The 21,392-nt window shown below is 63.9% G+C and carries 22 protein-coding genes; 10 read left to right on the top strand and 12 right to left on the bottom strand.

From position 1 onward, the window contains the following. Positions 1-117: 117 nt before the first annotated feature. Positions 118-1,110, top strand: coding sequence for a tRNA dihydrouridine(20/20a) synthase DusA (dusA, locus tag IVB28_RS19255; RefSeq protein ID WP_256466995.1), 993 nt, complete (start codon positions 118-120; stop codon positions 1,108-1,110). Between the two features lie 5 nt (positions 1,111-1,115). Here the strand turns inward: dusA and IVB28_RS19250 are convergent, their stop codons facing one another. From IVB28_RS19250 to IVB28_RS19230, 5 genes are all read right to left on the bottom strand, one after another. Next, positions 1,116-1,670 (bottom strand): TIGR02281 family clan AA aspartic protease, encoded by a 555-nt coding sequence (locus IVB28_RS19250; RefSeq protein WP_247528179.1) that lies wholly within the window; start codon positions 1,668-1,670, stop codon positions 1,116-1,118. Between the two features lie 28 nt (positions 1,671-1,698). After that, positions 1,699-1,902, bottom strand: a complete 204-nt coding sequence (locus IVB28_RS19245; RefSeq protein WP_247528178.1) for a DUF1289 domain-containing protein — start codon at positions 1,900-1,902, stop codon at positions 1,699-1,701. 44 nt (positions 1,903-1,946) lie between these two features. Then, positions 1,947-3,542, bottom strand: a complete 1,596-nt coding sequence (locus tag IVB28_RS19240) for a HAMP domain-containing sensor histidine kinase (protein ID WP_247528177.1) — start codon at positions 3,540-3,542, stop codon at positions 1,947-1,949. Between the two features lie 135 nt (positions 3,543-3,677). Then, positions 3,678-4,958, bottom strand: coding sequence for a sodium:proton antiporter NhaD (nhaD, locus tag IVB28_RS19235; RefSeq protein ID WP_247528176.1), 1,281 nt, complete (start codon positions 4,956-4,958; stop codon positions 3,678-3,680). A 121-nt stretch (positions 4,959-5,079) separates the two neighbouring features. Further along, the gene (locus tag IVB28_RS19230; RefSeq protein ID WP_247528175.1) at positions 5,080-5,952 is read right to left on the bottom strand and encodes an NAD(P)-dependent oxidoreductase; all 873 of its coding nucleotides are present in this window, start codon (positions 5,950-5,952) and stop codon (positions 5,080-5,082) included. A 200-nt stretch (positions 5,953-6,152) separates the two neighbouring features. Between IVB28_RS19230 and IVB28_RS19225 the strand changes: the two genes are divergently transcribed. The 5 genes from IVB28_RS19225 (at position 6,153) to IVB28_RS19205 (ending at position 11,114) form a co-directional block, all read left to right on the top strand. After that, positions 6,153-6,590 carry a VOC family protein gene (locus IVB28_RS19225; RefSeq protein WP_247528174.1) on the top strand — a complete coding sequence of 146 codons (438 nt, stop codon included), beginning with the start codon at positions 6,153-6,155 and terminating at the stop codon, positions 6,588-6,590. A 129-nt stretch (positions 6,591-6,719) separates the two neighbouring features. After that, entirely contained in the window at positions 6,720-7,862 is a 1,143-nt protein-coding gene (locus IVB28_RS19220; protein WP_247528172.1) for an Mrp/NBP35 family ATP-binding protein, read from the top strand. A 217-nt stretch (positions 7,863-8,079) separates the two neighbouring features. Then, a complete protein-coding gene (locus tag IVB28_RS19215) occupies positions 8,080-9,168 on the top strand; it encodes a TRAP transporter substrate-binding protein (protein WP_247528170.1) in 1,089 nt (362 codons plus the stop codon). Between the two features lie 167 nt (positions 9,169-9,335). Beyond that, positions 9,336-10,424 carry a TRAP transporter substrate-binding protein gene (locus IVB28_RS19210; RefSeq protein WP_247528168.1) on the top strand — a complete coding sequence of 363 codons (1,089 nt, stop codon included), beginning with the start codon at positions 9,336-9,338 and terminating at the stop codon, positions 10,422-10,424. Between the two features lie 342 nt (positions 10,425-10,766). Continuing rightward, positions 10,767-11,114, top strand: coding sequence for a hypothetical protein (locus IVB28_RS19205; RefSeq protein ID WP_247528167.1), 348 nt, complete (start codon positions 10,767-10,769; stop codon positions 11,112-11,114). On the opposite strand, the gene IVB28_RS19200 is transcribed toward IVB28_RS19205, so the two are convergent. Both IVB28_RS19200 and IVB28_RS19195 read right to left on the bottom strand, forming a co-directional pair. After that, on the bottom strand, positions 11,089-11,445 hold the full coding sequence (locus tag IVB28_RS19200) for a hypothetical protein (RefSeq protein WP_247528166.1): 357 nt from the start codon (positions 11,443-11,445) through the stop codon (positions 11,089-11,091). The genes IVB28_RS19205 and IVB28_RS19200 overlap by 26 nt on opposite strands. Positions 11,446-11,453: 8 nt before the next feature. Further along, positions 11,454-11,693: a hypothetical protein gene (locus IVB28_RS19195; RefSeq protein WP_247528165.1), complete on the bottom strand. Its 240-nt coding sequence runs from the start codon at positions 11,691-11,693 to the stop codon at positions 11,454-11,456. 163 nt (positions 11,694-11,856) lie between these two features. Here IVB28_RS19195 and IVB28_RS19190 point away from each other — a divergent pair, with 163 nt between their 5' ends. Beyond that, entirely contained in the window at positions 11,857-12,531 is a 675-nt protein-coding gene (locus IVB28_RS19190; RefSeq protein ID WP_247528164.1) for a response regulator transcription factor, read from the top strand. Position 12,532: 1 nt separating this feature from the next. Continuing rightward, a complete protein-coding gene (locus tag IVB28_RS19185) occupies positions 12,533-13,933 on the top strand; it encodes an ATP-binding protein (RefSeq protein ID WP_247528163.1) in 1,401 nt (466 codons plus the stop codon). Positions 13,934-13,969: 36 nt separating this feature from the next. Here IVB28_RS19185 and IVB28_RS19180 read toward each other — a convergent pair whose 3' ends face one another. The 5 genes from IVB28_RS19180 to IVB28_RS19160 all read right to left on the bottom strand — a co-directional run bounded on the left by IVB28_RS19180 (position 13,970) and on the right by IVB28_RS19160 (position 19,888). Then, positions 13,970-15,259 carry a M20/M25/M40 family metallo-hydrolase gene (locus IVB28_RS19180; RefSeq protein ID WP_247528162.1) on the bottom strand — a complete coding sequence of 430 codons (1,290 nt, stop codon included), beginning with the start codon at positions 15,257-15,259 and terminating at the stop codon, positions 13,970-13,972. A 119-nt stretch (positions 15,260-15,378) separates the two neighbouring features. Continuing rightward, positions 15,379-17,034 carry a TRAP transporter large permease subunit gene (locus tag IVB28_RS19175; RefSeq protein WP_247528161.1) on the bottom strand — a complete coding sequence of 552 codons (1,656 nt, stop codon included), beginning with the start codon at positions 17,032-17,034 and terminating at the stop codon, positions 15,379-15,381. Between the two features lie 27 nt (positions 17,035-17,061). Continuing rightward, positions 17,062-17,643, bottom strand: a complete 582-nt coding sequence (locus tag IVB28_RS19170; protein WP_247528160.1) for a TRAP transporter small permease subunit — start codon at positions 17,641-17,643, stop codon at positions 17,062-17,064. Positions 17,644-17,813: 170 nt separating this feature from the next. Continuing rightward, complete coding sequence (moaA, locus tag IVB28_RS19165) at positions 17,814-18,833, bottom strand: GTP 3',8-cyclase MoaA (protein WP_247528159.1); 1,020 nt, start codon at positions 18,831-18,833, stop codon at positions 17,814-17,816. Positions 18,834-19,213: 380 nt separating this feature from the next. Beyond that, a complete protein-coding gene (locus tag IVB28_RS19160; protein ID WP_247528157.1) occupies positions 19,214-19,888 on the bottom strand; it encodes an HAD family hydrolase in 675 nt (224 codons plus the stop codon). Positions 19,889-20,043: 155 nt separating this feature from the next. Between IVB28_RS19160 and rpiA the strand changes: the two genes are divergently transcribed. Together rpiA and IVB28_RS19150 are read left to right on the top strand one after the other, a co-directional pair. Continuing rightward, on the top strand, positions 20,044-20,757 hold the full coding sequence (gene rpiA / locus IVB28_RS19155; RefSeq protein WP_247528155.1) for a ribose-5-phosphate isomerase RpiA: 714 nt from the start codon (positions 20,044-20,046) through the stop codon (positions 20,755-20,757). Positions 20,758-20,759: 2 nt separating this feature from the next. Continuing rightward, on the top strand, positions 20,760-21,302 hold the full coding sequence (locus IVB28_RS19150; RefSeq protein ID WP_247528153.1) for a DUF2059 domain-containing protein: 543 nt from the start codon (positions 20,760-20,762) through the stop codon (positions 21,300-21,302). The last annotated feature ends 90 nt before the right edge of the window (positions 21,303-21,392 follow it).

Genomic DNA, 21,392 nt, shown 5'->3' with positions numbered 1-21,392 from the left:
TTCGGCTTTCGCGTGCACTATGTGTGCAAGGTCAAAACGGGTACAAACGTGTGCAATTTCGGCTAATTTGGAGTGCACACGTTCTTCTTCCATTCCATTAAGAGCATAGGTAAACGATTGAAACATCAAGACTATCCCTTTTCCGTGGCGCCAATGATGGATTGGACTGACCGGCACTGCCGGGTATTCCATCGTCACCTGACGCGGCGGGCGCTGCTCTATACCGAGATGCTGACCACTGGCGCCATCATTCATGGCGACCGGGAGCGGCTGCTCGGGTTCGACGCGATGGAGCATCCGGTCGCGCTTCAGCTTGGTGGCTCGGACCGGCGTGAGCTCGCGCAGGCGGCGGCGATCGGCGAGGCGTTCGGCTATGACGAGATCAATCTCAACGTCGGTTGCCCGTCCGATCGCGTCAAGGATGGTCGTTTTGGCGCCTGCCTCATGGCGGAGCCGGAGCTGGTGGCGAGGTGCGTCGAAGCAATGAAGCGCGCCGTCGCCGTTCCCGTGACGGTGAAGTGCCGTATCGGCATTGACGACCAGGATCCGGAAATTGCGCTTGATGCGCTTGCGCGCGGGGTGGTCGCCTCCGGCTGCGACGCGGTGATCGTGCATGCCCGCAAGGCTTGGCTCAACGGTTTGTCGCCGAAGGAGAACCGCGACATCCCGCCGCTCGACTATGAGCGCGTCTATCGCCTCAAGCGCGCAATGCCCGGCGTTCCCGTGATCATCAATGGCGGCGTTCCCGGAATTGACGAGGCGAAGGCGCATCTCGAACATGTCGACGGCGTGATGCTCGGCCGTGCCGCCTATCAGGAGCCGTGGCGGCTGCTGTCCGTCGATTCCGATATCTTCGGCGAGGCGGCCCCGCATGGGTCCATGCAGGATGCACTCGAGGCGATGATGCCCTACATCGAGCAGCAACTCGCGCGCGGGACGCGGCTGCATGCGATCACGCGGCATTTCGTCGGTGCATTCCACGCCGTCCCCGGCGCACGGGCCTTCCGTCGCCATCTCGCAGAGCAAGGCGTGAAGCCGGGCGCCGGCCTTGAGGTGCTGCGCGATGCGATCGCGCGCGTCGGTGCACGCGCGGCGGCCGAGGCGGCGTAAGTCGGCTAGTCCATCGCCGTGCGCGAGCGGCGGTGGCCGCTCTGAAGTTCGGGATAGCCCGTGAGCATCAGCTTGTCGGCGCGGACGCCCCAGCTTTCCAGGCGGTCGAGGAAGCTCATGCCGAGCAGATTGGTCTTCATCTGTCCGCGCTGGACGACGAGGGCCGGCACCGATTTTTCGACCAGATGGCCGACGGAGAGGCGCTCGAGCGTGAGGCGGGCTGCCTTGGTATGACCACCGGCGGTTTCGAGATCGACATCGTATTCGAGCATCTCGAGCGGCAGGCCGATTGCTTTCGCGGTTTCCCAGGTCAGCACCACCGACGTCGCGCCGGTATCGATCACCATTGGCGCTGCGACACCGTTGATCTTCGCACGCAGCGCAAATTCGCCGCCCTGGCCGCGTGGGATCTGCACGGCGGGGGCGGGCGTCGCCGTCTGCGCGCGGAAAATGTGCGAGACCTTGTGGCTGGCGCGCGCGATCTGCTCGGGATCGCCATAGGCGACGACCGCACCTGCCGTGCCGGCAAGCATAACGAGAACGAGGAGGAAGCGGATCATTGCGCGCCTCCGGAGGCGCGTAGGCCGGTCAGGTGCGTTCCGGAGATACCGGGATCGGCACCAATCCAGCTTCCGTCATGCGTGTCGGCAACAGGGCCATGACTGCGAGCCGTTCCGCACTTTCCATGGCGTGCCAACGAGCGATCTCGGGCAAGGTCCGGCCGCAGCCGAAGCATAGTTTGGTCCTGGGATCGATCATGCAGACGGCGACGCATGGCGTTTCTTTGCTCATTCGCACATAGTGGGGGATTGTCGGGCATGTCTGCAAGCATCTGGTTATGAGCCCGTGCCTGCGCTCATGATCGGCTTGTGGCGCGGCCGGCGCTTCTCGTCGGGCAGTACGGAACTCTCCGGCTGGAGCGGTGGAGAATCGTCCGAGAGCGGCGCAAGCGCGCTCATGACGCGCTCCGGCGGGAAGGTGACGATCACCTCGGTGCCGATGCGCAACTTGGATTTCAGCGTGAACGTGCCGCCATGCAGGTCGATCAGATTCTTGGCGATTGGCAGGCCGAGACCGGCGCCCTGTTCGGCCGACTTGATCGAGTTGGAGCCCTGGCCGAACGAGGCGAGCACGACCGGGATCTCGTCCTCGGGAATGCCGGAACCGGAATCCTTCACCGAGAGATACTGCCCGCCCGAAGCGGTCCACCCGGCCTTGAGCCAGATCTCGCCGCCCTGCGGGGTGAACTTGATCGAGTTGGAGAGCAGGTTGAGCACGACCTGGCGGATCGCGCGCTCGTCGGCCCAGAGCCGCGGCATGGCCTGCTCGAACACCTCGTGGATGGTGATGCCGCGGCTCGAGGCACGCAGCTTCATCAGATGATGGCAGTCGGCGACGATGCCGACCAGTGACACCGCTTCCTCGTGCAACTCGTAGCGGCCGGCCTCGATCCGCGACAGGTCGAGGATCTCGTTGATGAGGTTGAGCAGGTGCACGCCGGAATTATGGATGTCCGCCGAGTACTCCTTGTAGACCGGCACCGCATGGGCGCCGAAAATCTCGCTCTTCATCACCTCGGAGAAACCGAGGATGGCATTCAGCGGCGTGCGCAGCTCGTGGCTCATCTGCGCGAGGAAGCGCGACTTGGCGACGTTGGCGGATTCGGCGCGATGGCGCGCTTCATCCGAGATCGCTTTAGCCTGTTCGAGCTCGCCGATCAGCGCGTCCTTCTCGGCGCGTGCTTCCAGCGTAGCGAAGGTGGAGGAGTGCAGGCGATGCGCCAGCAGCACGAAGTAGCCTTCAGCGCCGAGCGCGAGCGCAGCCAGGACGTAATTGTCCAGCGAGCCGGTCATCGCGAAGCTCAGCGCCATCGCGACCGCGACCGGCGCGGTGGCGGCAAGGGCCGCGATCGGCAAATTGGCGGCGAGCATGCTCGACACTGCGATCACCAGCAGCATCAGGAACATCATCAGCGTTTCCGTGACCATGTCGAGCACGGGATGGATCAGGATCGCCATCCAGCACAGGCCATAGAGCAGGTCGAGCACAACGAAGCGCGTCCGCCATGCCCGCGTCGCGGTTGGAGAGCTGGGCTCGATCAGGAACCGGCGGCAACTGCGGATCATGGCGCTGTGGATGCAGAGCATGCCCGCGGTCCAGGCTGCGGCCGGGATCGGCTGCATCCACAGCCCGAACAGCACGCCGGTCGCGACCACCAGCAGCATCACGACATAGGAAGCCGATAGCCGCGTCTGGACGTATTGGCGCAGCATCTCGGCGTCGAATGCCGGCCGGGTTCCGCTGGTGGATGTTAACTTGTCGCGCGCCTCGCGCACCCGCTGCGCCGCAGCCCTTCGGCTGCTCGCCGATGGAGCGCTCACCGGCTCGGCCGGAAGCTGCACAACCTCGGGCTTTTCAGCGGGGTTACTCATCAAGCAACACGATTCCTGCCCACGCCGGACGCGGGCCTTCTGCATTGTCTATCTCTGGCAAGAAATCGTTAAGAGCTGACTTAAGGAGCTAAAGAATTACGTTAACCCGGCGTTAATTTGGATCGGCTGCGCCATTCAATGCAGCACCGCGGACTGCACGATGTATACCACCGCTCCCGCCAGATATCCCACGAGCGCGGGGCCTGCGATGCGGCGGGCGTACCAGAAGAACTCGATCTTCTCGAGTCCCATGGCGGCAACGCCCGCGGCCGAGCCGATGATCAGGATCGAGCCGCCAGTGCCGGCGCAATAGGCGATGAACTCCCAGATGAAGCTGTCGGGCGGATATTGCGCCAGATTGTACATGCCCATTGTGGCAGCGACGAGCGGCACGTTGTCGATGATTGCGCTCAAGAGACCGAGCAGGATGACGATGATGTCGAGGCGGCCGACGGTGGCGTCGAGCCATTTCGCCAACAGCTCAAGGACCCGGGCGTGCTCCAGGCACGCGACGGCCAAGAGGATGCCGACGAAGAACACGATGGAGCTCATGTCGATGCGGGTCAGCGCATGGACGAGGGTGAGGGGCCGACGCGCATCCTCGTCCTTGTGGCGGTGAACGATCTCGCCGACCAGCCAAAGGATGCCCAGCCCGAACAGGATGCCCATGAAAGGGGCGAGATGCGTCACGGCCTTGAAAACCGGGACCGCGACCAGCGTACCGAGCCCGAGATAGAACATCAGATTGCGCTCGAACACCTCGACCTTGAGAGCCTGCGCTTCCCGCTGCGGCGGCGGAGCGATGTCCTTCCCTCTGACGGAGTAGCCGATGATGAACAGCGGCATGAGCAGATTGAATAGGGACGGCAGGAACACCGATTTCATGATGCTGACGGGCGTGATCTGTCCACCAATCCAGAGCATCGTCGTCGTGACGTCGCCGATCACCGTCCAGGCACCGCCCGCATTGGCGGCGATGACGATGAGGGAGGCGAATAGCAGGCGATCGTTCTTGTTGCCGATCAGCTTCTGGATCAGCGAGACCATCACGATGGTGGTCGTCAGATTGTCGAGGATCGCGCTCAGGAAGAACGTCACGAAGCCGATGATCCACATCAACGTGGTCTGCTTCGTGGTGCGGATGACCGAGGTGATGACCTCGAAGCCGTTGTGGGCGTCGATCACCTCGACGATCGTCATGGCGCCGATCAGGAAGAAGACGATTTGCGCGGTCGAGGCGACGGATTCGTCGAGCTGGTGATTGACGAGCGAAGCGTCCCCAACGGAGATCGCATAGATGGTCCAGAGCAGGCCCGCTCCGAGCAGAGCCGAAGCGCTCTTGTTGACGCCGAGCGGGTGTTCGAGCGCGATGGCTGCATACGCAACGATGAAAACGACGGCTATCACGCTCAGCAAATCGGTCCCCCCGGAATTCGTTCTTCGGCTCTATTGCGCTTGTCAGGCCTTGACGATGCGCCAGCGCAGCGTCAAGGCCGGTGACGGTCGCAGCTGCCCGGCAGCGACCGTCACGCGCTCCTCAGCGTTGCAGGCGTGCAAGCAGGCTCGACGTATCCCAGCGCTTGCCGCCCATCTTCTCGACCTCGGCGTAGAACTGGTCGACGAGTGCGGTCACCGGCAGGGTGGCGCCGTTGCGGCGGGCTTCAGCCAGCGAGATCGAGAGGTCCTTGCGCATCCATTCCACCGCGAAGCCGAAATCGTATTTGTCGTCGTTCATGGTCTTGTAGCGATTTTCCATCTGCCAGGACTGCGCCGCGCCCTTGGAGATGGTCTCGATCACCGCGGCGACGTCGAGGCCGCTCTTCTTGGCGAAGTGGATACCTTCGGAGAGACCCTGCACCAGACCGGCGATGCAGATCTGGTTGACCATCTTCGTCAGTTGGCCGCTTCCGGCGGGCCCGAGCAGTTTGCACATCCGCGCATAGGCGCCTGTGATGATGGGCTCGGCGCCGGAATAGGCATCTTGCGTGCCGCCGCACATCACTGTCAGCGCGCCGTTCTCGGCGCCGGCCTGGCCGCCGGAGACCGGTGCATCGACGAATTTGAAGCCGGCCTTGGTGGCGGCTGCGTCCAGCTCGCGTGCGACCTCGGCGGAGGCGGTGGTGTGATCGACGAAGCTCGCACCCTTCCTCATGCCGGCGAAAGCGCCGTCGGCGCCGGTCGCGACCGCGCGCAGATCGTTGTCGTTGCCGACGCAGCACATCACGAAATCCTGGCCTTCGGCGGCGGCCTTCGGGGTCGCCGCTGTCTTGCCGCCGAACTTGTCCGCCCATTCCTTCGCCTTGGCCGCGGTGCGGTTGTAGACGGTGACCTCATGGCCCCCTTTTTTCACGAGGTGTCCGGCCATGGGGAAGCCCATGACGCCGAGACCGAGGAAAGCGATTTTAGCCATCTGTGGTACCTTGTCCGTAGCTTGAGTTTTACGGTTGTATCCGGGCGAGGGCGCGCCAGGCGGCGTCCTCGAAGTTCCGCTGCGAGGGCGGATCGGAGGCGCACCATAAACCGTTAAGCCGGGAGGGCAACGGCTTCGTTTGGCGGCCCCCTGTGCTAGGATGGCGGCACCTAAGGACTTCAAAAAAAGGGAGCGAGAGCATGGGCGGCGTGAGCGTTGGCGTCCTCGATCATTTCAACATCCGGACCCGGAATCTGGCCGGGACCGTCCGCTTTTACGAGGATGTGCTGGGCCTTGAAAAAGGCGCGCGGCCGAACTTCGCCTTCCCCGGCGCCTGGATGTACAGCGAGGGCAAGGCGGTGGTGCATCTCGTCGATATTTCTGCGACGGCCGAGCCACAAAAGCCGGATTCCGGCGTTGTCCACCACGTCGCTTTCGCCAGCCGCGGCTTTGACGGCATGAGGCAGCGGCTGGCATCCAAGGGGATGAAATTCGACTCCCGCCAGGTGCCCGGCGGCGACCTCTGGCAGATCTTCGTTTACGACCCCAACGGGGTCATGATCGAGCTGAACTACGAGGCTGCCAGCGAGCAGGGGGCCGCGCCCGCGGAGATGGCTGACGATATCGGCAGGCAGTAGCCTTTTGGGCGTTTCCGCTCTAATGGGGCATCCTAAAGTCTCGAGCATGACCTTGCCGGAAAGCCGCTCCACGCTTTGCGCTGGCGCGGCCCTCCAGGTCCGGATCAGGCTCCGTTCAGGAGATGCGCTTTGAGCGTGACGCAGCAACAAGTTCTCGACAGCCTCGCCAGGATCAAGTCGCCCCGCGGGGTCGCGCTCACCAATGCTAATGTGCTGAGTGCCATCAGCGCGTCCGACGGCAAGGTGTTCTTCTCGATCAATGTCGACGCCGCCGAGGCCAGGGCCTGGGAATCCATCCGGGCCGAAGCGGAGGCCGCCGTCCGCGCCATTCCCAGCGTCACCACCGTCATGGTGGCGCTGACAGCCGAGCGCAAGCCGGGCTCCGCACCGCCACCGCCTCCGCAACCCAGCCGCGGCACGCCGGGCGTGCAGCCGGTGCACGCCCACAAGCCGCCGCCGCAGGGCGGCGCCCAATCGCCCATGGCACGCCAGTCGGAGATCCCGGGCGTTGCCGCCGTGATCGCGGTCGCCTCCGGCAAGGGCGGCGTCGGCAAGTCGACCACCGCTCTCAATCTGGCGCTGGGCCTGCGCGACCTCGGCCTCAAGGTCGGGTTGCTCGATGCCGACATCTACGGTCCCTCGGTGCCGCGCCTGACGGGTCTGCACGACAAGCCGGAGCTGAACGACGAGCGCAAAATGATTCCGCTTCGGCGCTTCGGTCTCGCCATCATGTCGATCGGGTTTTTGGTGGAGGAGGAGACCGCGATGATCTGGCGCGGTCCCATGGTGATGTCGGCGGTGACGCAGATGCTGCGCGATGTCGAATGGGGCAAGCTCGACGTTCTCGTGGTCGACATGCCGCCGGGCACCGGCGATGCCCAGCTCACGCTGGCGCAGAACGTGCCGCTCAAGGGCGCGGTGATCGTCTCGACCCCACAGGACCTGTCGCTGATCGATGCCCGGCGGGGACTTGCCATGTTCAAGAAGGTCAACGTGCCCGTGCTCGGCATCGTCGAGAACATGAGCTACTTCCAGTGCCCGCATTGCGGCACCAAGTCGGACATTTTCGGCCATGGCGGGGCACGGCACGAGGCCGAGAAGCTCGAGGTCCCGTTCCTCGGCGAGATCCCGCTGCACATGGCGATTCGGGCCACCTCGGACGCCGGCAATCCCGTTGTCGACAGCGAACCGGACGGTCCCCATGCGGCGATCTACCGCGCCATTGCAGGGCAGGTCCGGGACCAGCTCAAGGGCGTCATCCAGGCGGCTTGAATCGGCCGTCCGCGGCGCACGCCTCCTCACCCTTTGGGGACATGCGACTTTCGTAGAGCCCCGTCATGCCATTGTCGCGTTCCGCAAGCGGGGCTTCCGTGTTAAAGGCCACCGCAGTCAAAGCCCCATCGGTTCGACGCGCCCCGGCGCGTCGCCGGAATCAGCGGCGGCACAAGAGAAGTCAAGGGGAAACGCCCCAGCAAGGAGAGACCTGAAGATGAAGCGTCGTGATTTTCTGAAAGTGTCGGCAGCAGGCGCGGCGGCGACCGCAGTGGCCTCGCCGGCGATCGCGCAGTCCTCGCCTGAGATCAAGTGGCGCCTGACTTCGAGCTTCCCGAAGTCGCTCGATACCATCTATGGCGGTGCCGAGCAGGTGGCGAAATACGTTGCCGAAATGACCGACAACAAGTTCCAGATCCAGGTGTTCGCCGCCGGCGAGCTCGTTCCCGGCCTGCAGGCACTCGATGCAACCTCCAGCGGCACGGTCGAGATGTGCCACACGGTGTCCTACTACTATGTCGGCAAGGACCCGACCTTCTCGATCTTTGCCTCGGTGCCATTCGGCCTCAATGCGCGCCAGCAGAACTCGTGGCTCTATCAGGGCGGCGGCAATGAGCTCGCCAACGAGTTCTTCAAGAAGTCGAACGTCGTCGGCTTCCCGTGCGGCAACACCGGCACCCAGATGGGCGGCTGGTTCCGCAAGGAGATCAAGACCGTCGCCGACCTCTCCGGCCTGAAGATGCGCATCGGCGGCATTGCGGGCCAGGTGCTGCAGAAGGTCGGCGTGGTGCCGCAGCAACTCGCTGGCGGCGACATCTATCCGGCGCTGGAGAAGGGCACTATCGATGCGGCCGAGTGGGTCGGCCCCTACGATGACGAGAAGCTCGGCTTCGCCAAGGTCGCCAAGTACTACTATTATCCGGGCTTCTGGGAAGGCGGTCCCACCGTCCACGCCTTTGCCAACCTGGAAAAGTTCAATGCACTGCCCAAGAGCTACCAGGCGATCCTCACCAACGCGACGGCCAACGCCAACACCTGGATGGCCGCGCGCTACGACATGCAGAACCCGGCGGCGCTGAAGCGGCTGGTTGCCGGCGGCACCCAGCTTCGTCCCTTCACCAACGAGGTGCTGGAAGCCTGCCTCAAGGCGACCAACGAGCTGTGGGGCGAGATCTCGGCCAAGAACGCCGATTTCAAGAAGTCGATCGACGCCATGCAGGCCTACCGCTCCGACGAATATCTGTGGTGGCAGGTTGCCGAATATACCTACGACAGCTTCATGATCCGCTCGCGCACGCGCGGCTGATCGCCTAGGCCTAAAGTCGCAAGACCGGAAAGCCCGGCCTCCTGTGGAGGCCGGGCTTTTTGTTTGCCGCAGTGCGATGGGGATGGCATTCGGTCTCACCTTGCGTCATGCTGGCCCCACGCCTCGACAAGAAGGCTCACAATCACAATCCATCAGGGCAGGAAATCATGAAGAGAAGAGACTTCATCAAGGTCACAGGACTTGGCGCGGCCGGCGCCGCCACGCTCGCTGCGCCCGCGATCGCGCAATCGATGCCGGAAATCAAATGGCGCATGCCGACGAGCTGGCCGAAGTCGCTCGACACGCTGTTTGGCGGCGCCGAGATGATGTGCAAGATGGTCGCCGAGGCGACCGACAACAAATTCCAGATCCAGATCTTCGCGGCCGGTGAGATCGTCCCCGGCCTGCAGGTGCTCGACGCCGTGCAGAACGGCACCTGCGAAATCGGCCACACCGCCTCCTACTACTATTTCGGCAAGGATCCGACCTTCACCTTCGGCTCGGCCGTGCCGTTCGGTCCCAACATGCGCATCAACCAGGCCTGGTACATGCAGGGCGGCGGACGCGACGTGCTCAACGAATTCTACAAGAGCTACAACGTCGTCTCGCTGCTCGCGGGCAACACCGGTTGCCAGATGGGCGGCTGGTTCAGGAAAGAGGTCAATACGCCCGAGGATCTCAAGGGCATGAAATTCCGCGTCGGCGGCTTTGCCGGCCGCGTGCTCCAGAAGCTCGGCGTGGTGCCGCAGCAGCTCGCCGGCGGCGACATCTATCCCGCGCTGGAGAAGGGCACCATCGACGCCGCCGAATGGGTCGGCCCCTATGACGACGAGAAGCTCGGCTTCTACAAGATCGCGCCGCACTATTACTATCCCGGTTGGTGGGAAGGCGGGCCGATGCTGCTGGCCTTCGTCAACCTCGACAAGTGGAACGCGCTGCCGAAATATTACCAGAGCGTGCTGGAGCAGGCCGGCCACTACGCCAACAACTACATGATGGCGCGCTACGACACTGCCAATCCGCTGGCGCTGAAGAAGCTGCTCGCGGGCGGCACCAAGTTGCATGCCTTCTCGCCCCCGATCATGGATGCCTGCCACAAGGCTGCCAAGGAGCTGCACGCCGAAGTCGGCGCGACCAACGCCAATTTCAAGAAGGTGCACGACTCCCTCGCCAAGTTCACGAGCGATGGCTACGCCTGGTTCCAGGTCGCCGAGGTCGGCTACGACATCTTCATGGCGCGGCGCTCGCAGAGCTGATCGCGTCATCTCTCGCAGGCAATGCCCGGCGCGAAAGCTCCGGGGCATTGTCGTGTTTGGAGGGCCCAGACCTCAACAACCGAAAAACAACCCCATGCACAGTAGCCAATGGCTTGATAAGTCATAGGAAATAAACTGACCGTACAAGCGGCTTTCGCGAAAGCGGGACCGGTGCTGCGGTGTGCGGGCGAACTCGCCCCCGAAGCCGGCGGATCGCTGGATGCTTTCGTTTCGTAGCTCCTGCCAACCAGGTGCAGCTTGACCCGTCGGGCAAAGCAGGAGTAGAAAGCAATCATCGAATAATCCGAAATCGAGGTCGTCGATGCCAAGCTGGAGACGGCAATGAGCTTCGATCCCGATGACGTTGAGAGAACGCTGCAAAAGGTATGGTCGCCGTCGACGGCCAGGCAGTGGACGGAGCGCAATCCGGCGGCAGGACAATGCAACGTCACGTCGTTGCTCATCCATGAACTGTTCGGCGGCGAATTGCTGAAGACGCCGCTGCCGGCCGGCGACCATTTTTACAATCGGATCGATGGCAAGAGGTACGACTTCACGGCGCGCCAGTTCGAACAGCCGATCGCGTATGTGGATTTACCTGCGAGTCGGACCGAGGCGGAGCTCGGCGCAACGAGCGACCAACTGGCCGAACTCAGAGACGCTTTCAGAAGGGGCCATCCTGCCAGCTAGCCATCTTGTCGCGAACATAGGCCTCCGCTCGCTCCAGCAGATCATCGAGCGAACCACCCGCCGTATCGAGCACCAGATGCTCTCGATCCCACGGTTCATACGCCCAGCTCACGACATCATTCCAGCTTGGCAGTTTGAGGCCATGAATGTCGGGGGGGCGGCTCTCCACGCGTTGCCGGTGCAGCACCGCTTCGCTGCAAACCAATTCGATCTCAACCAAGCGTGCCGAGGTCTGCAAGGCACATTGCCGCCACGCAGCGCGGCTTGCCGGCACTGGATTGACGCAGTCGGCGATAACGATGCGCCCGAGCTTGAGATTTTCGGCCGCCACCGCGTTGGCTATGTGGCATAGCCCTCTGCGCCGACCGTAAGGCCGGCGTCCTTCAACGCCTGCTCGATTGAATCGATGCGAAGATATGTCGCCGCCAGCCGAATGGTCAGTTCGCGGGAAATCGTCGTCTTGCCAGTGCCCGGAAGGCCGCCGAACACAATGAGTACCGATGATGGATGCATGACGATATGATGGGGCAGCGATCCGACATCCGCAACGGGCGGACGCGGCGACGTTTGATCAAGCATGCAGCGGCCACCTACTGGAGACAGGCCGCTCCGGCTTACATGAATCTGACAGGGCAGGGCGACCAGCCCGGGCTTTTTCGCTAGCCGAGGCGACCGGAATGCTTGAAAAGAGCGAAGATGCCGCGCGAACTGTGCGGCGAGCTGAGTATCCGGCGGGACTGCGATGCGCCTTCTGATCGTCGAGGATAATGCCGAGCTGTCGCGGCTCGTCGCGGGCGGGCTGGCGGCGGCCGGCTACCAAAGCGACATTGTGGGCAGCGCGGCCGAGGCGCGGGAGGCGGTGAGCAGCGTCAGCTATGCTGCGATGATTCTTGACCTCGGGCTGCCCGATGGCGACGGTCTGTCGGTACTGCGGGAGCTGCGCCTCAAGATGGAACCGCTTCCCGTGCTGGTGCTGACCGCGCGCGGCGGCCTGCGGGACCGCGTCAGCGGCCTGCGCAGCGGCGCCGACGACTATCTCGCAAAGCCGTTCGCGATGGAGGAACTGGTGGCGCGGCTGGAGGCGATCCTGCGCCGGCCCGGCCAGCTGCTCGGCCGTTCGCTCACTCTGGCCAATCTCGTCTACGACACCGAGAGCCGCCAGATATTCGTCGACGACCAGCCGCGGATCATCTCTGCGCGCGAGACCTCGGTGCTCGAGATCCTGCTGCGCCGGCAAGGGCGGGTGGTGCCGAAGAAGAACGTCGAGGACCACATTTTCGGGCTGGACGGCGAGGTCGCCTCCAACGCGGTCGAGGTCTATGTCTCGCGGCTGCGCAAGCAGCTCGCTGAACACGGCGCCAAGGTCATGATCCATACCGTCCGCGGCGTCGGCTATCTCATGGATGTGGAGAAATAGCGTGGCCCGGGTCGGATCTAACGTCGGATCCTATGCCGGGTCCTATGGCAGGTCGCCGACGTTCAAATCGCTGATCTGGCGCATCGTGTTCCTGCACATCCTGGCGGTGGCGGTGGTCGCGATCTTCCTGCCGCTGGTACTGTTCTGGCTGCTCAATTCCGAAATCGACCAGCTGCATCGCGATGCCATGCGCGCCCAGGCCGAAGTGCTGGCGCAGCGCATCGTTGCGCAGCCGGACGGGCTGTTGACGTTCAATCTGCCCGACAGTCTCAAGGGCCTCTATTCGGATGCCTATGGCCGCTATCAGTACGACATTCGCGATGTCGAGGGCCGCCTGCTGTTCTCCTCGCACCCGCGCTCCCCCGCCGCTGCACCGCGCTCGTCGGAGAGCATTTCCGGCGCCGCGGTCACCCGGGACATCGACGGCAAGACGGTGCGCATCCAGGTCGCCGAGGACCTCGCGCACCGCGACGTCATCATCGACGACATCGTCTCGAACTTCTTCCGGCGGGTGGGGTGGATTACCATCCCTATCTTGTTGGTGCTGCTTGCCACCGACATCATCATTTTCCGCCGCGCGATCGCGCCGCTGTGGAAGGCTTCCGAGGAGGCCAGCAATATCGGTCCGGCGCGCACCGATATCCGTTTGCCGACGGAACAGATCCCCCGCGAGATCCTGCCGCTGGTCACCGCCGTCAACCAGGCGCTCGACCGCCTCGAAGACGGCTTTCGGCTGCAACGGCAGTTCACGGCGGACGCCGCGCATCAATTGCGCACGCCGCTCGCGATCCTGCGCACGCGGATCGAGACGCTTGACGACCGCGCAGCGCGGCAGTCGCTGCATGCCGATATCGAGGCCATGAGCCGGCTTGTCGCCCAGCTCCTGGAGATCGCCGAGCTCGACTCCCTGGTGCTCGACCCCGGCGAGACCGCGGATTTGCGCGCCGTCTGCGCCGATGTGGTCGCCGCGATCGCGCCGTTCGCGATTGCGCAGCACAAGGACATCGCGCTCAAGGGCAGCGACGCGCCGGTGATGATCCACGGAAATTCGGAGATGGTTCAGCGCGCCATCTTCAACCTTGCCGAGAACGCCATCAAGTTCACGGCGAGAGACACCACCGTCGACATCGAGGTGGGCGAGGATGGCTCGGTTCGCGTGCGCGATTGCGGCCCGGGGATCGCGGAAGCCGAGCGCGAGCTGATCTTCCAGCGCTTCTGGCGTGCCGACCGCCGGCGCAGCGACGGCGCGGGGCTGGGACTCTCGATCGTGCGCGCCGTGGCGGATGATCATGCGGCCACCGTCGCGATGGCGAATCTCCCGGGCGGCGGCGCCGAGTTCACGCTGCGGTTTCGGCCGGCGGAGAAGTCCGACGACGCTGAACAGAGAGCGACGCGGCACTGACGCTGCAGCCTCTCCGGTGTGGGAGAGGGCCGAGACCTATTTCAGTTTGCCGGTGGACAGGTCCATGATCATGCGCGTCGCCAGATAAAGCCGCGGCACGATGCTGCCCAGCTGCACATATTCGGCATCATTGGAATGTGCCCCGAAGGCTGACAGGCCCATGCCTTCGACCACGGCGCCCCCGGTCTTGAGCGCGGCAAACGCGGCGTCGGTGCCGCCGCCGGTCGCTTTCTCGTCGACCTTGAGGGACATTCCGAGCTCCTGATAGATCGTCTTGCCGTGGGCCGCCACGCGGCGCGAGGCCTCGTTGGCTTCGAGGGGCGGGCGACGCACCTCGAACTTCAGGTCGACCTTGGAGTCGGGCAGCAGGCGATTCTTGATCTTGTCCTGCAGCTCCCTCTCCAACTCGTCGAAATCGGACACCTTGAGTGCACGCGCATCGGCCTGGGCCGTGGCGTCGGCGGGGATCACATTGCGGTTCGTGCCGGCCTTTGAGACCGTCCAGTTCAACTTGAGGCCTTGCGCGGGTTTCGACAGGTCCTTCAACTGCAGCACCTGGTGCGAGAGCTCGTACAGCGCATTGACGCCGCCCTCCGGCCTCGAGCCGGCATGTGACGACTTGCCCTGCACGGTGAGATAGGCCGAGCCGATGCCGCTGGTGGCGAGACGCAGCGTGCCGTCGGTCCCGCCGCCTTCGAACGAGAATACCGCGTCCTGATCCGAGGCGAATTTGGTGATGGTGCTACGCCAGCCGGGGGAGGAGATCTCCTCGTCGCCATTCGTGAGCACCGTCAGCGTGCCGTAATCCCGGAAGCTCAGCTTCTGCAGCAACGCCACGGTATGGAGGATGAGCGCGACGCCTTGCTTGTCGTCGGCAATGCCGAGGCCGTAGTCCTTGTCGCCGTCGATGCGGAACGGCTGGTCCTTCAGCATGCCCTTCAGGTACACCGTGTCCATGTGGGCGATCAGCATGATCTTCTTGCTGCCCGTGCCCTTGAACACGGCGTGCACGGCCGGTCCGACCTTCTCAGGGGTGTCGTCGAGGCGATAGATGTCGGTGGGTTGCAGGATCTCCACCGTGCCGCCGAGCTGCTTCAACTGACCGGCAACGCGCTCAGCGATCTGGTTCAGGCCTTCGATGTCCTTGCTGCCGGATTCGATGTTGACGAGATCGCGCAGCGTATCGAGCAGCGGCTGCTGCTCTTTTTGTGCCAGCGTATGGACATCGGCGATCGGGTCGGCGTGCACTGTCGTTGCGGCACATGTCAGCCACAGTGAGGCGATCAACGGGCCAACGAGCGATGGAGCAGGGTACGATCGGGGCATGAGAGACCATCCATGGGACTGATGATGGCCCGGTATGCCTCCGTTTCCGGTGCTTGTCACGCCCGCCGTCACGCGTCGTGCACCGCTTGCGCGGAGCACGACGGCGCGTGTCGCTCCCGCTACTTCTGCGGCGGCCCGAGATCCAGCGGCGGCAGCTCGATCTGCGGCACCTCGATCCTGATCGTGTTGGGGTCGATGTTCGACTGGACGCCCTTGTAGTGCATCACCATCGACGGGAACGTGATCACCAGCGCAACCATGATCATCTGGATGACGACGAACGGCACCGCGCCCCAATAGATTTGGCCCGTGGTGACGGGTTCCATGCGCTTGCCGGTGAGGCGATCGGTGTATCGCTCCTTCGGCGCGACCGACCGGAGATAGAACAACGCGAAGCCGAACGGCGGATGCATGAACGAGGTCTGCATGTTGACGCCGAGAATGACGCCGAACCAGATCAGGTCGATGCCGAGGTGCTCGGCGGCAGGTCCGAGCAGCGGGATCACGATGAATGCCAGCTCGAAGAAGTCGAGGAAGAAGGCCAGCACGAACACAAACACGTTGACGAAGATCAGGAAGCCGACCTGCCCGCCCGGCAGGGAGGTGAGCAGGTGCTCGACCCAGACGTGCCCGTTGACGCCGTAGAAGGTGAGGGAGAACACGCGGGCGCCGACCAGAATGAACACGACGAAGGCCGACAGCTTGGCGGTCGATTCGGTGGCTTGCCGGATCAGGTCCCAGCTCAGCCGCCGCTTCGCAGCACCGAGGATGAGGGCACCGGCGGCGCCCATCGCGCCGCCTTCGGTCGGGGTCGCGATGCCGATGAAGATCGTGCCGAGAACCAGGAAGATCAGGAACAGCGGCGGCACCATCACGAAGGTGGTTTGCTGCGCCATCTTCGAGAGGAAACGGAAGCCGGTCAGCTTGTCGATGCCCCAGTTCACCACGGCGACGGCGAAGGCGAAGACGATGCCATAGAACATGCTGAGCACGACGTAATCGGCGCCATGCGTCTCGGAGTTGCGCATCATGAACCAGCCGAAGACGCAGCTCGCGAGGAAGAGCACACCGAGCGAGCGGAGGCCGCGGTCGCCGTCGTCCTCGCGGAAGCCGATCGCCTCCTTCGGCAGGCCTGGCGCAGCCTTCGGGAAGATCAAGGTGACGAGGAAGGCGTAGCCGGCGTAGAGGCCGGCGAGCACGAGACCCGGGATGAAGGCGCCCTCATACATGTCGCCGACCGACTTGCCGAGCTGGTCGGCCATCACGATCAGGACGAGCGAAGGCGGAATGATCTGCGCGAGCGTGCCGGACGCGGCGATGACGCCGGCCGCCACGCGGCGGTCATAGCCATAGCGCAGCATGATCGGCAGCGAGATCAGCCCCATCGAGATCACGGACGCCGCGACCACGCCCGTCGTCGCGGCGAGCAGCGCGCCGACGAAGATCACCGCGTAGGCAAGGCCGCCGCGGATGGTGCCGAACAATTGGCCGATGGTGTCGAGCAGGTCCTCGGCCATGCCCGACCGCTCCAGCACCAATCCCATGAAGGTGAAGAAGGGAATGGCGAGCAGCGTGTCGTTGTTCATCACGCCGTAGACCCGCTCCGGAAGCGCCTGGAGGAAGTCGGGGTGGAATTGGCCGAGTTGGACGCCGATGATGGCGTAGAACAGGCCGACGGCGCCGAGCGAAAATGCCGCGGGATAGCCGAGCAGCAGCACGACGACCAGCGACGCGAACATGATGGGCGCCATATTGGCGATGATAAAAGCGGTCATGATTCCCCCCTACACCGTCGCCAACGGCTATTTCTTCTCGATCGCTTCGACGAGATGTTCGACTTCCGCTTCCAGCGCGGACACCTGGGACTCATGCGGGTCCGGCATCATTCCGCGCATGACCGCAATCCGCTTGATCACCTCGGAGATAGCTTGAACGAGCAGGGAAGCGAACCCGATCATGATCAGGGCTTTGGCGGGCCACTGCGGCAGGCCGCCGGCATTGCCGGATTGCTCGTTGATGTGGAACGAGCGCTGGAAGAACGGCACGCCAGTGACGATCATGACGACGCACAGCGGAATGAGGAAGAAGAGGTGGCCGACCAGGTCGATCACGTTGCGGACCGTCTTCGGCAGCGCGTTGTTCACGATGTCGATGCGGATGTGCTCGTTGTCGAGCAGCGTCCATGACGAGCAGAGCAGGAACACGATGCTGAAGAGCACCCATTGCAGCTCGAGCCAGGAATTGGATGACGTGTCGAACGTCTTGCGGACGATCGCATTGACCGCCGAGATGATGACGGCGGCCACGATCAGCCACGCCATGCGTTTGCCCGTCCAGCGTGTGAACGCGTCAATCCTCTGGCTCAGCTTTAGGAGCGCTTGCAACGATAGGTCCTCCCCCGATTGTGCCCCGGCCGTCTTGACTGCGCCGAACGGGCGCGTGGCTTGTATCGCCGCGCAGGCATGAGGCTGCCGCACCAAACCAGCGAGCGTGCCGCCAGTCAATCGGAAGTTTGTTGATAGTTAAGGGGAATAAGGCCTGGGGTGGTGAACAACTACCCGCCGGTGACGCTCATGTGCCTGGACACGCTGGGACGGTCGTGGCGGCGGTCGATGATGAAATCGTGGCCCTTGGGCTTGAGGCCGATGGCGCGGTCGATCGCATCCGCAAGCAGCATGTCGTCATCGGATGCACGCAGCGGTTTGCGCAAATCCGAGGCATCCTCGTGGCCGAGACAGGTGTGCAGCGTTCCCGTGCAGGTAATGCGAACCCGGTTGCAGGATTCGCAGAAATTGTGCGTCATCGGCGTGATGAAGCCGAGCTTGCCGCCGGTTTCGGCGACGCTGACATAGCGGGCCGGACCGCCGGTGCTCTCGGCCAGATCCGTCAGCGTGAATTGCTGGGCGAGGCGCGCGCGCACCAGCGACAGAGGCAGGTATTGGTCGATCCGTCCCGATCCGATCTCGCCCATCGGCATGACCTCGATCAGCGTCAGGCCCATGCCCTTTCCGTGGGCCCAGCGCATCAGCGAAGGCAACTCGTCCTCGTTGAGGTTCTTCAACGCCACCGCGTTGATCTTCACGGCAAGTCCTGCGGCACGCGCGGCCTCAATCCCTTCCAGCACCTTGTCGATCTCGCCCCAGCGGGTGATCTCACGAAACTTCTTGGGGTCGAGCGTGTCGAGCGAGACGTTGATGCGGCGGACGCCGCAATCGGCAAGCTCGCTTGCGTGTTTCGCCAGCTGGGTGCCGTTGGTGGTCAGCGTCAGCTCGTTCAGGGCGCCGCTCGACAGATGCCGCGACAGCGAGCGCACCAGCGTCATCACGTTGCGCCGGACCAGCGGCTCGCCGCCGGTGAGCCGCAGCTTCTTGACGCCCTTGGCAATGAAAGCCGAGCAGAGCCGGTCGAGTTCCTCCAGCGTCAACAGATCCGCCTTGGGCAGGAACGTCATGTCCTCGGACATGCAATAGAAGCAGCGCAGATCGCAGCGGTCCGTGACGGAAACGCGCAAATAGCTGATGGTCCGCCCGAACGGATCGGTCATCGGGGTGGACAGCGCGGCAGATCCGTTCATGCGAGAGGCCTTGTCACTACGACGGGCGCACCTTTGCTTCAGCGATGCTCAAGACGCAATCTAAGCATCGGACGCGAGGAGGACAATCGGGTGGTAGACGTAGATCAGCGCCTGCCGGCGCTCGGACCGGGGAACGGCTAGGCTGCGGCTGGAGTGGCGGCCTCAGCCGGTGCTGCGGCAGGCGCGGCCGCGGCCGGTTTGGGACTTCCTGGGCCCGTGCGGCTTGCGAACCGGTTTTGGCGAGGTAGCCGGCTGGAGTTCCGCAAACACCGGATTCGGGGCTCGTTAGGGGCCGGCAACCGGCGGGCGGCGTATGGTTAATGAGTGGTTAACCCAAGATATCCCCGGATAACCAAGAAATTCCAGTGCCTTGATGTACGCTAGGCGGTCATCAGGCTGCTGGCGGCGGCCGGCAGGTCGCGCATGTGATGGATCAGCCGGTCCGGCTTCAGCTCGGCGATCGGCACGTCCGTATAGCCGAAGCTGACCCCGATCACCGGTACCCCGGCCCGGCGGGCCACCCCGACATCGGGTCCGGCGTCGCCGACCATGATGCTGGCTTTGACCGTGCCGCCGGCGCGCGCCACGGTCTCGCGAAAGATGGTCGGATCCGGCTTCTGGACGCCAAACGTGTCCGCACCGCAGATCGCGGCAAAACGGCGGCTGAGGTCGAGCTGGTCCAGCAGGCGCCTGGAGAGCCATTCCAGCTTGTTGGTGCACACCGCGAGGCGATGGCCGTGGGCCGCAAAATGGTCGAGCGCGGCCTCGAGCCCCTCGAAGGGGCGAGATTCGACCGCGATATGATCGGCATAATAGCCGATGAAATCGGCCGTCATCCGGTCCATGTCGGTGGTTGTGACGGTGCGGCCCTCCGCTTCCAGCCCCCGTTCGATCAGCTTGCGGGCGCCGGCTCCGATCATGTTGCGGGCCGAGGCCATCGGTACAGGCGGCAGCCCTTCGCGGTCGAGCACATAGTTCAGGGCGGTGATCAGGTCGGGCGCCGTATCCACGAGCGTGCCGTCGAGATCGAAGACGATGGTATGAGGGGAGTTCATGATCCAAGCGCTACCGGCCCGGTCGTGTCCACGCAAGGGGCGAGCCCATAAGATCACCTTATAGGCCTGTTCCCGCGCGAAAAACGAGGCTACATAGGCCGCCGAAAGCGGGCACGATCGGCGGCACATCTTCCGGATCAGAGGCGGGCGCACAGGTGAACATGGACCAGTTGAAGCGGCAGGCCGCAGCGCGCGCGCTCGAGGAGGTGCGGGACGGCATGCAGCTCGGGCTCGGCACCGGCTCGACCGCCAAACATTTCGTCGAGCTGCTCGGCGAGCGCGTTGCCGCCGGACTCAAGGTGATTGGCGTGCCCACTTCGGAAGCGACGCGCGCGGACGCGGAGCGCTGCGGTGTGCCGCTGACGACGCTCGACGAGATCGACCATCTCGACATCACTGTCGACGGCGCGGACGAGATCGATCCTGCGCTCAACCTGATCAAGGGCGGCGGCGGTGCGCTGCTGCGCGAGAAGATCGTAGCGGCCGCTTCGGATCGCATGATCGTGATTGCCGATGACGGCAAATGGGTGCCGACGCTCGGCAAGTTTCCGCTGCCGGTCGAGGTCATCCCGTTCGGGCTTGGCGCGACGCGCCGCGCGATCGAGAAGGCATTTGCCGAATGCGGCGTTTCCGGGCAAATGGCGGTCCGCAAGGCCAAAGACGGCCACGTTTTCGTCACTGATGGCGGCCACTGGATCGTCGATGCCCAGCTCGGACGTATTGTGGATCCACCCGGTCTCGCCAAGGCGTTGAGCGCCATCCCGGGCGTGGTCGAGCACGGCTTGTTCATCGGCTTGGCCAGTTCGGCCGTTCTGGCGGGCGGCGAGGGAATTCGCGTGATTGAACGGCGTAAGCCGGAAGGAGACTAGGAATGAAGAGCGTTTTGAAATTTTTGCCGGCTGCGACCCTCGCTGTGGGCCTGGCCCTCTCGGCCGTGCCGGCCGTGGCGCAGCAGGCGGCGCCCAAGGCTGCCGCCGCGCCGGCGCAGCCCAAGGCCTCGCCCGTGGCGATTGCGGCGGCCAAGGAGATTCTGCAGATCAAGAACGCCACCGCGATGTACGCGGGCGCCGTGCCTGGTCTCGTCGAAAAGACCAAGATCGCGCTGACCCAGCAGAACCTCAACTACCAGAAGGACCTCAACGAGGTCGCCCCGATCGTCGCCCAGCAGCTCAACGGCCGCCAGAACGAGATCGGCGAAGGCATGGCGCAGATCTATGCCAGCGAGTTCACCGAGCAGGAACTGAAGGATCTCGTCACCTTCTACAAGTCGCCGCTGGGCAAGAAGCTGATCGACGCCGAGCCGCGCGCCATCGGGCTCAGCATGGCCTTCATGAACTCCTGGGCCCAGAACTTCGCCGAGACCGTGATGGGGGCTTTCCGCGCCGAGATGCGCAAGCGTGGCAAGGAAATCTGACAGACACTATCTGGAAGGGAGTTCCTAAAGCGCGTCATCGCGCTTTAGGTTGTTATTTGAGCATGGTCTTCTCGGAAAACCGCTGCACAC

The organism is Bradyrhizobium sp. 199 (genome assembly GCF_023073355.1).
Classification (GTDB): Bacteria; Pseudomonadota; Alphaproteobacteria; order Rhizobiales; family Xanthobacteraceae; genus Bradyrhizobium.
This window is presented reverse-complemented; position numbering and strand designations above follow the sequence as displayed.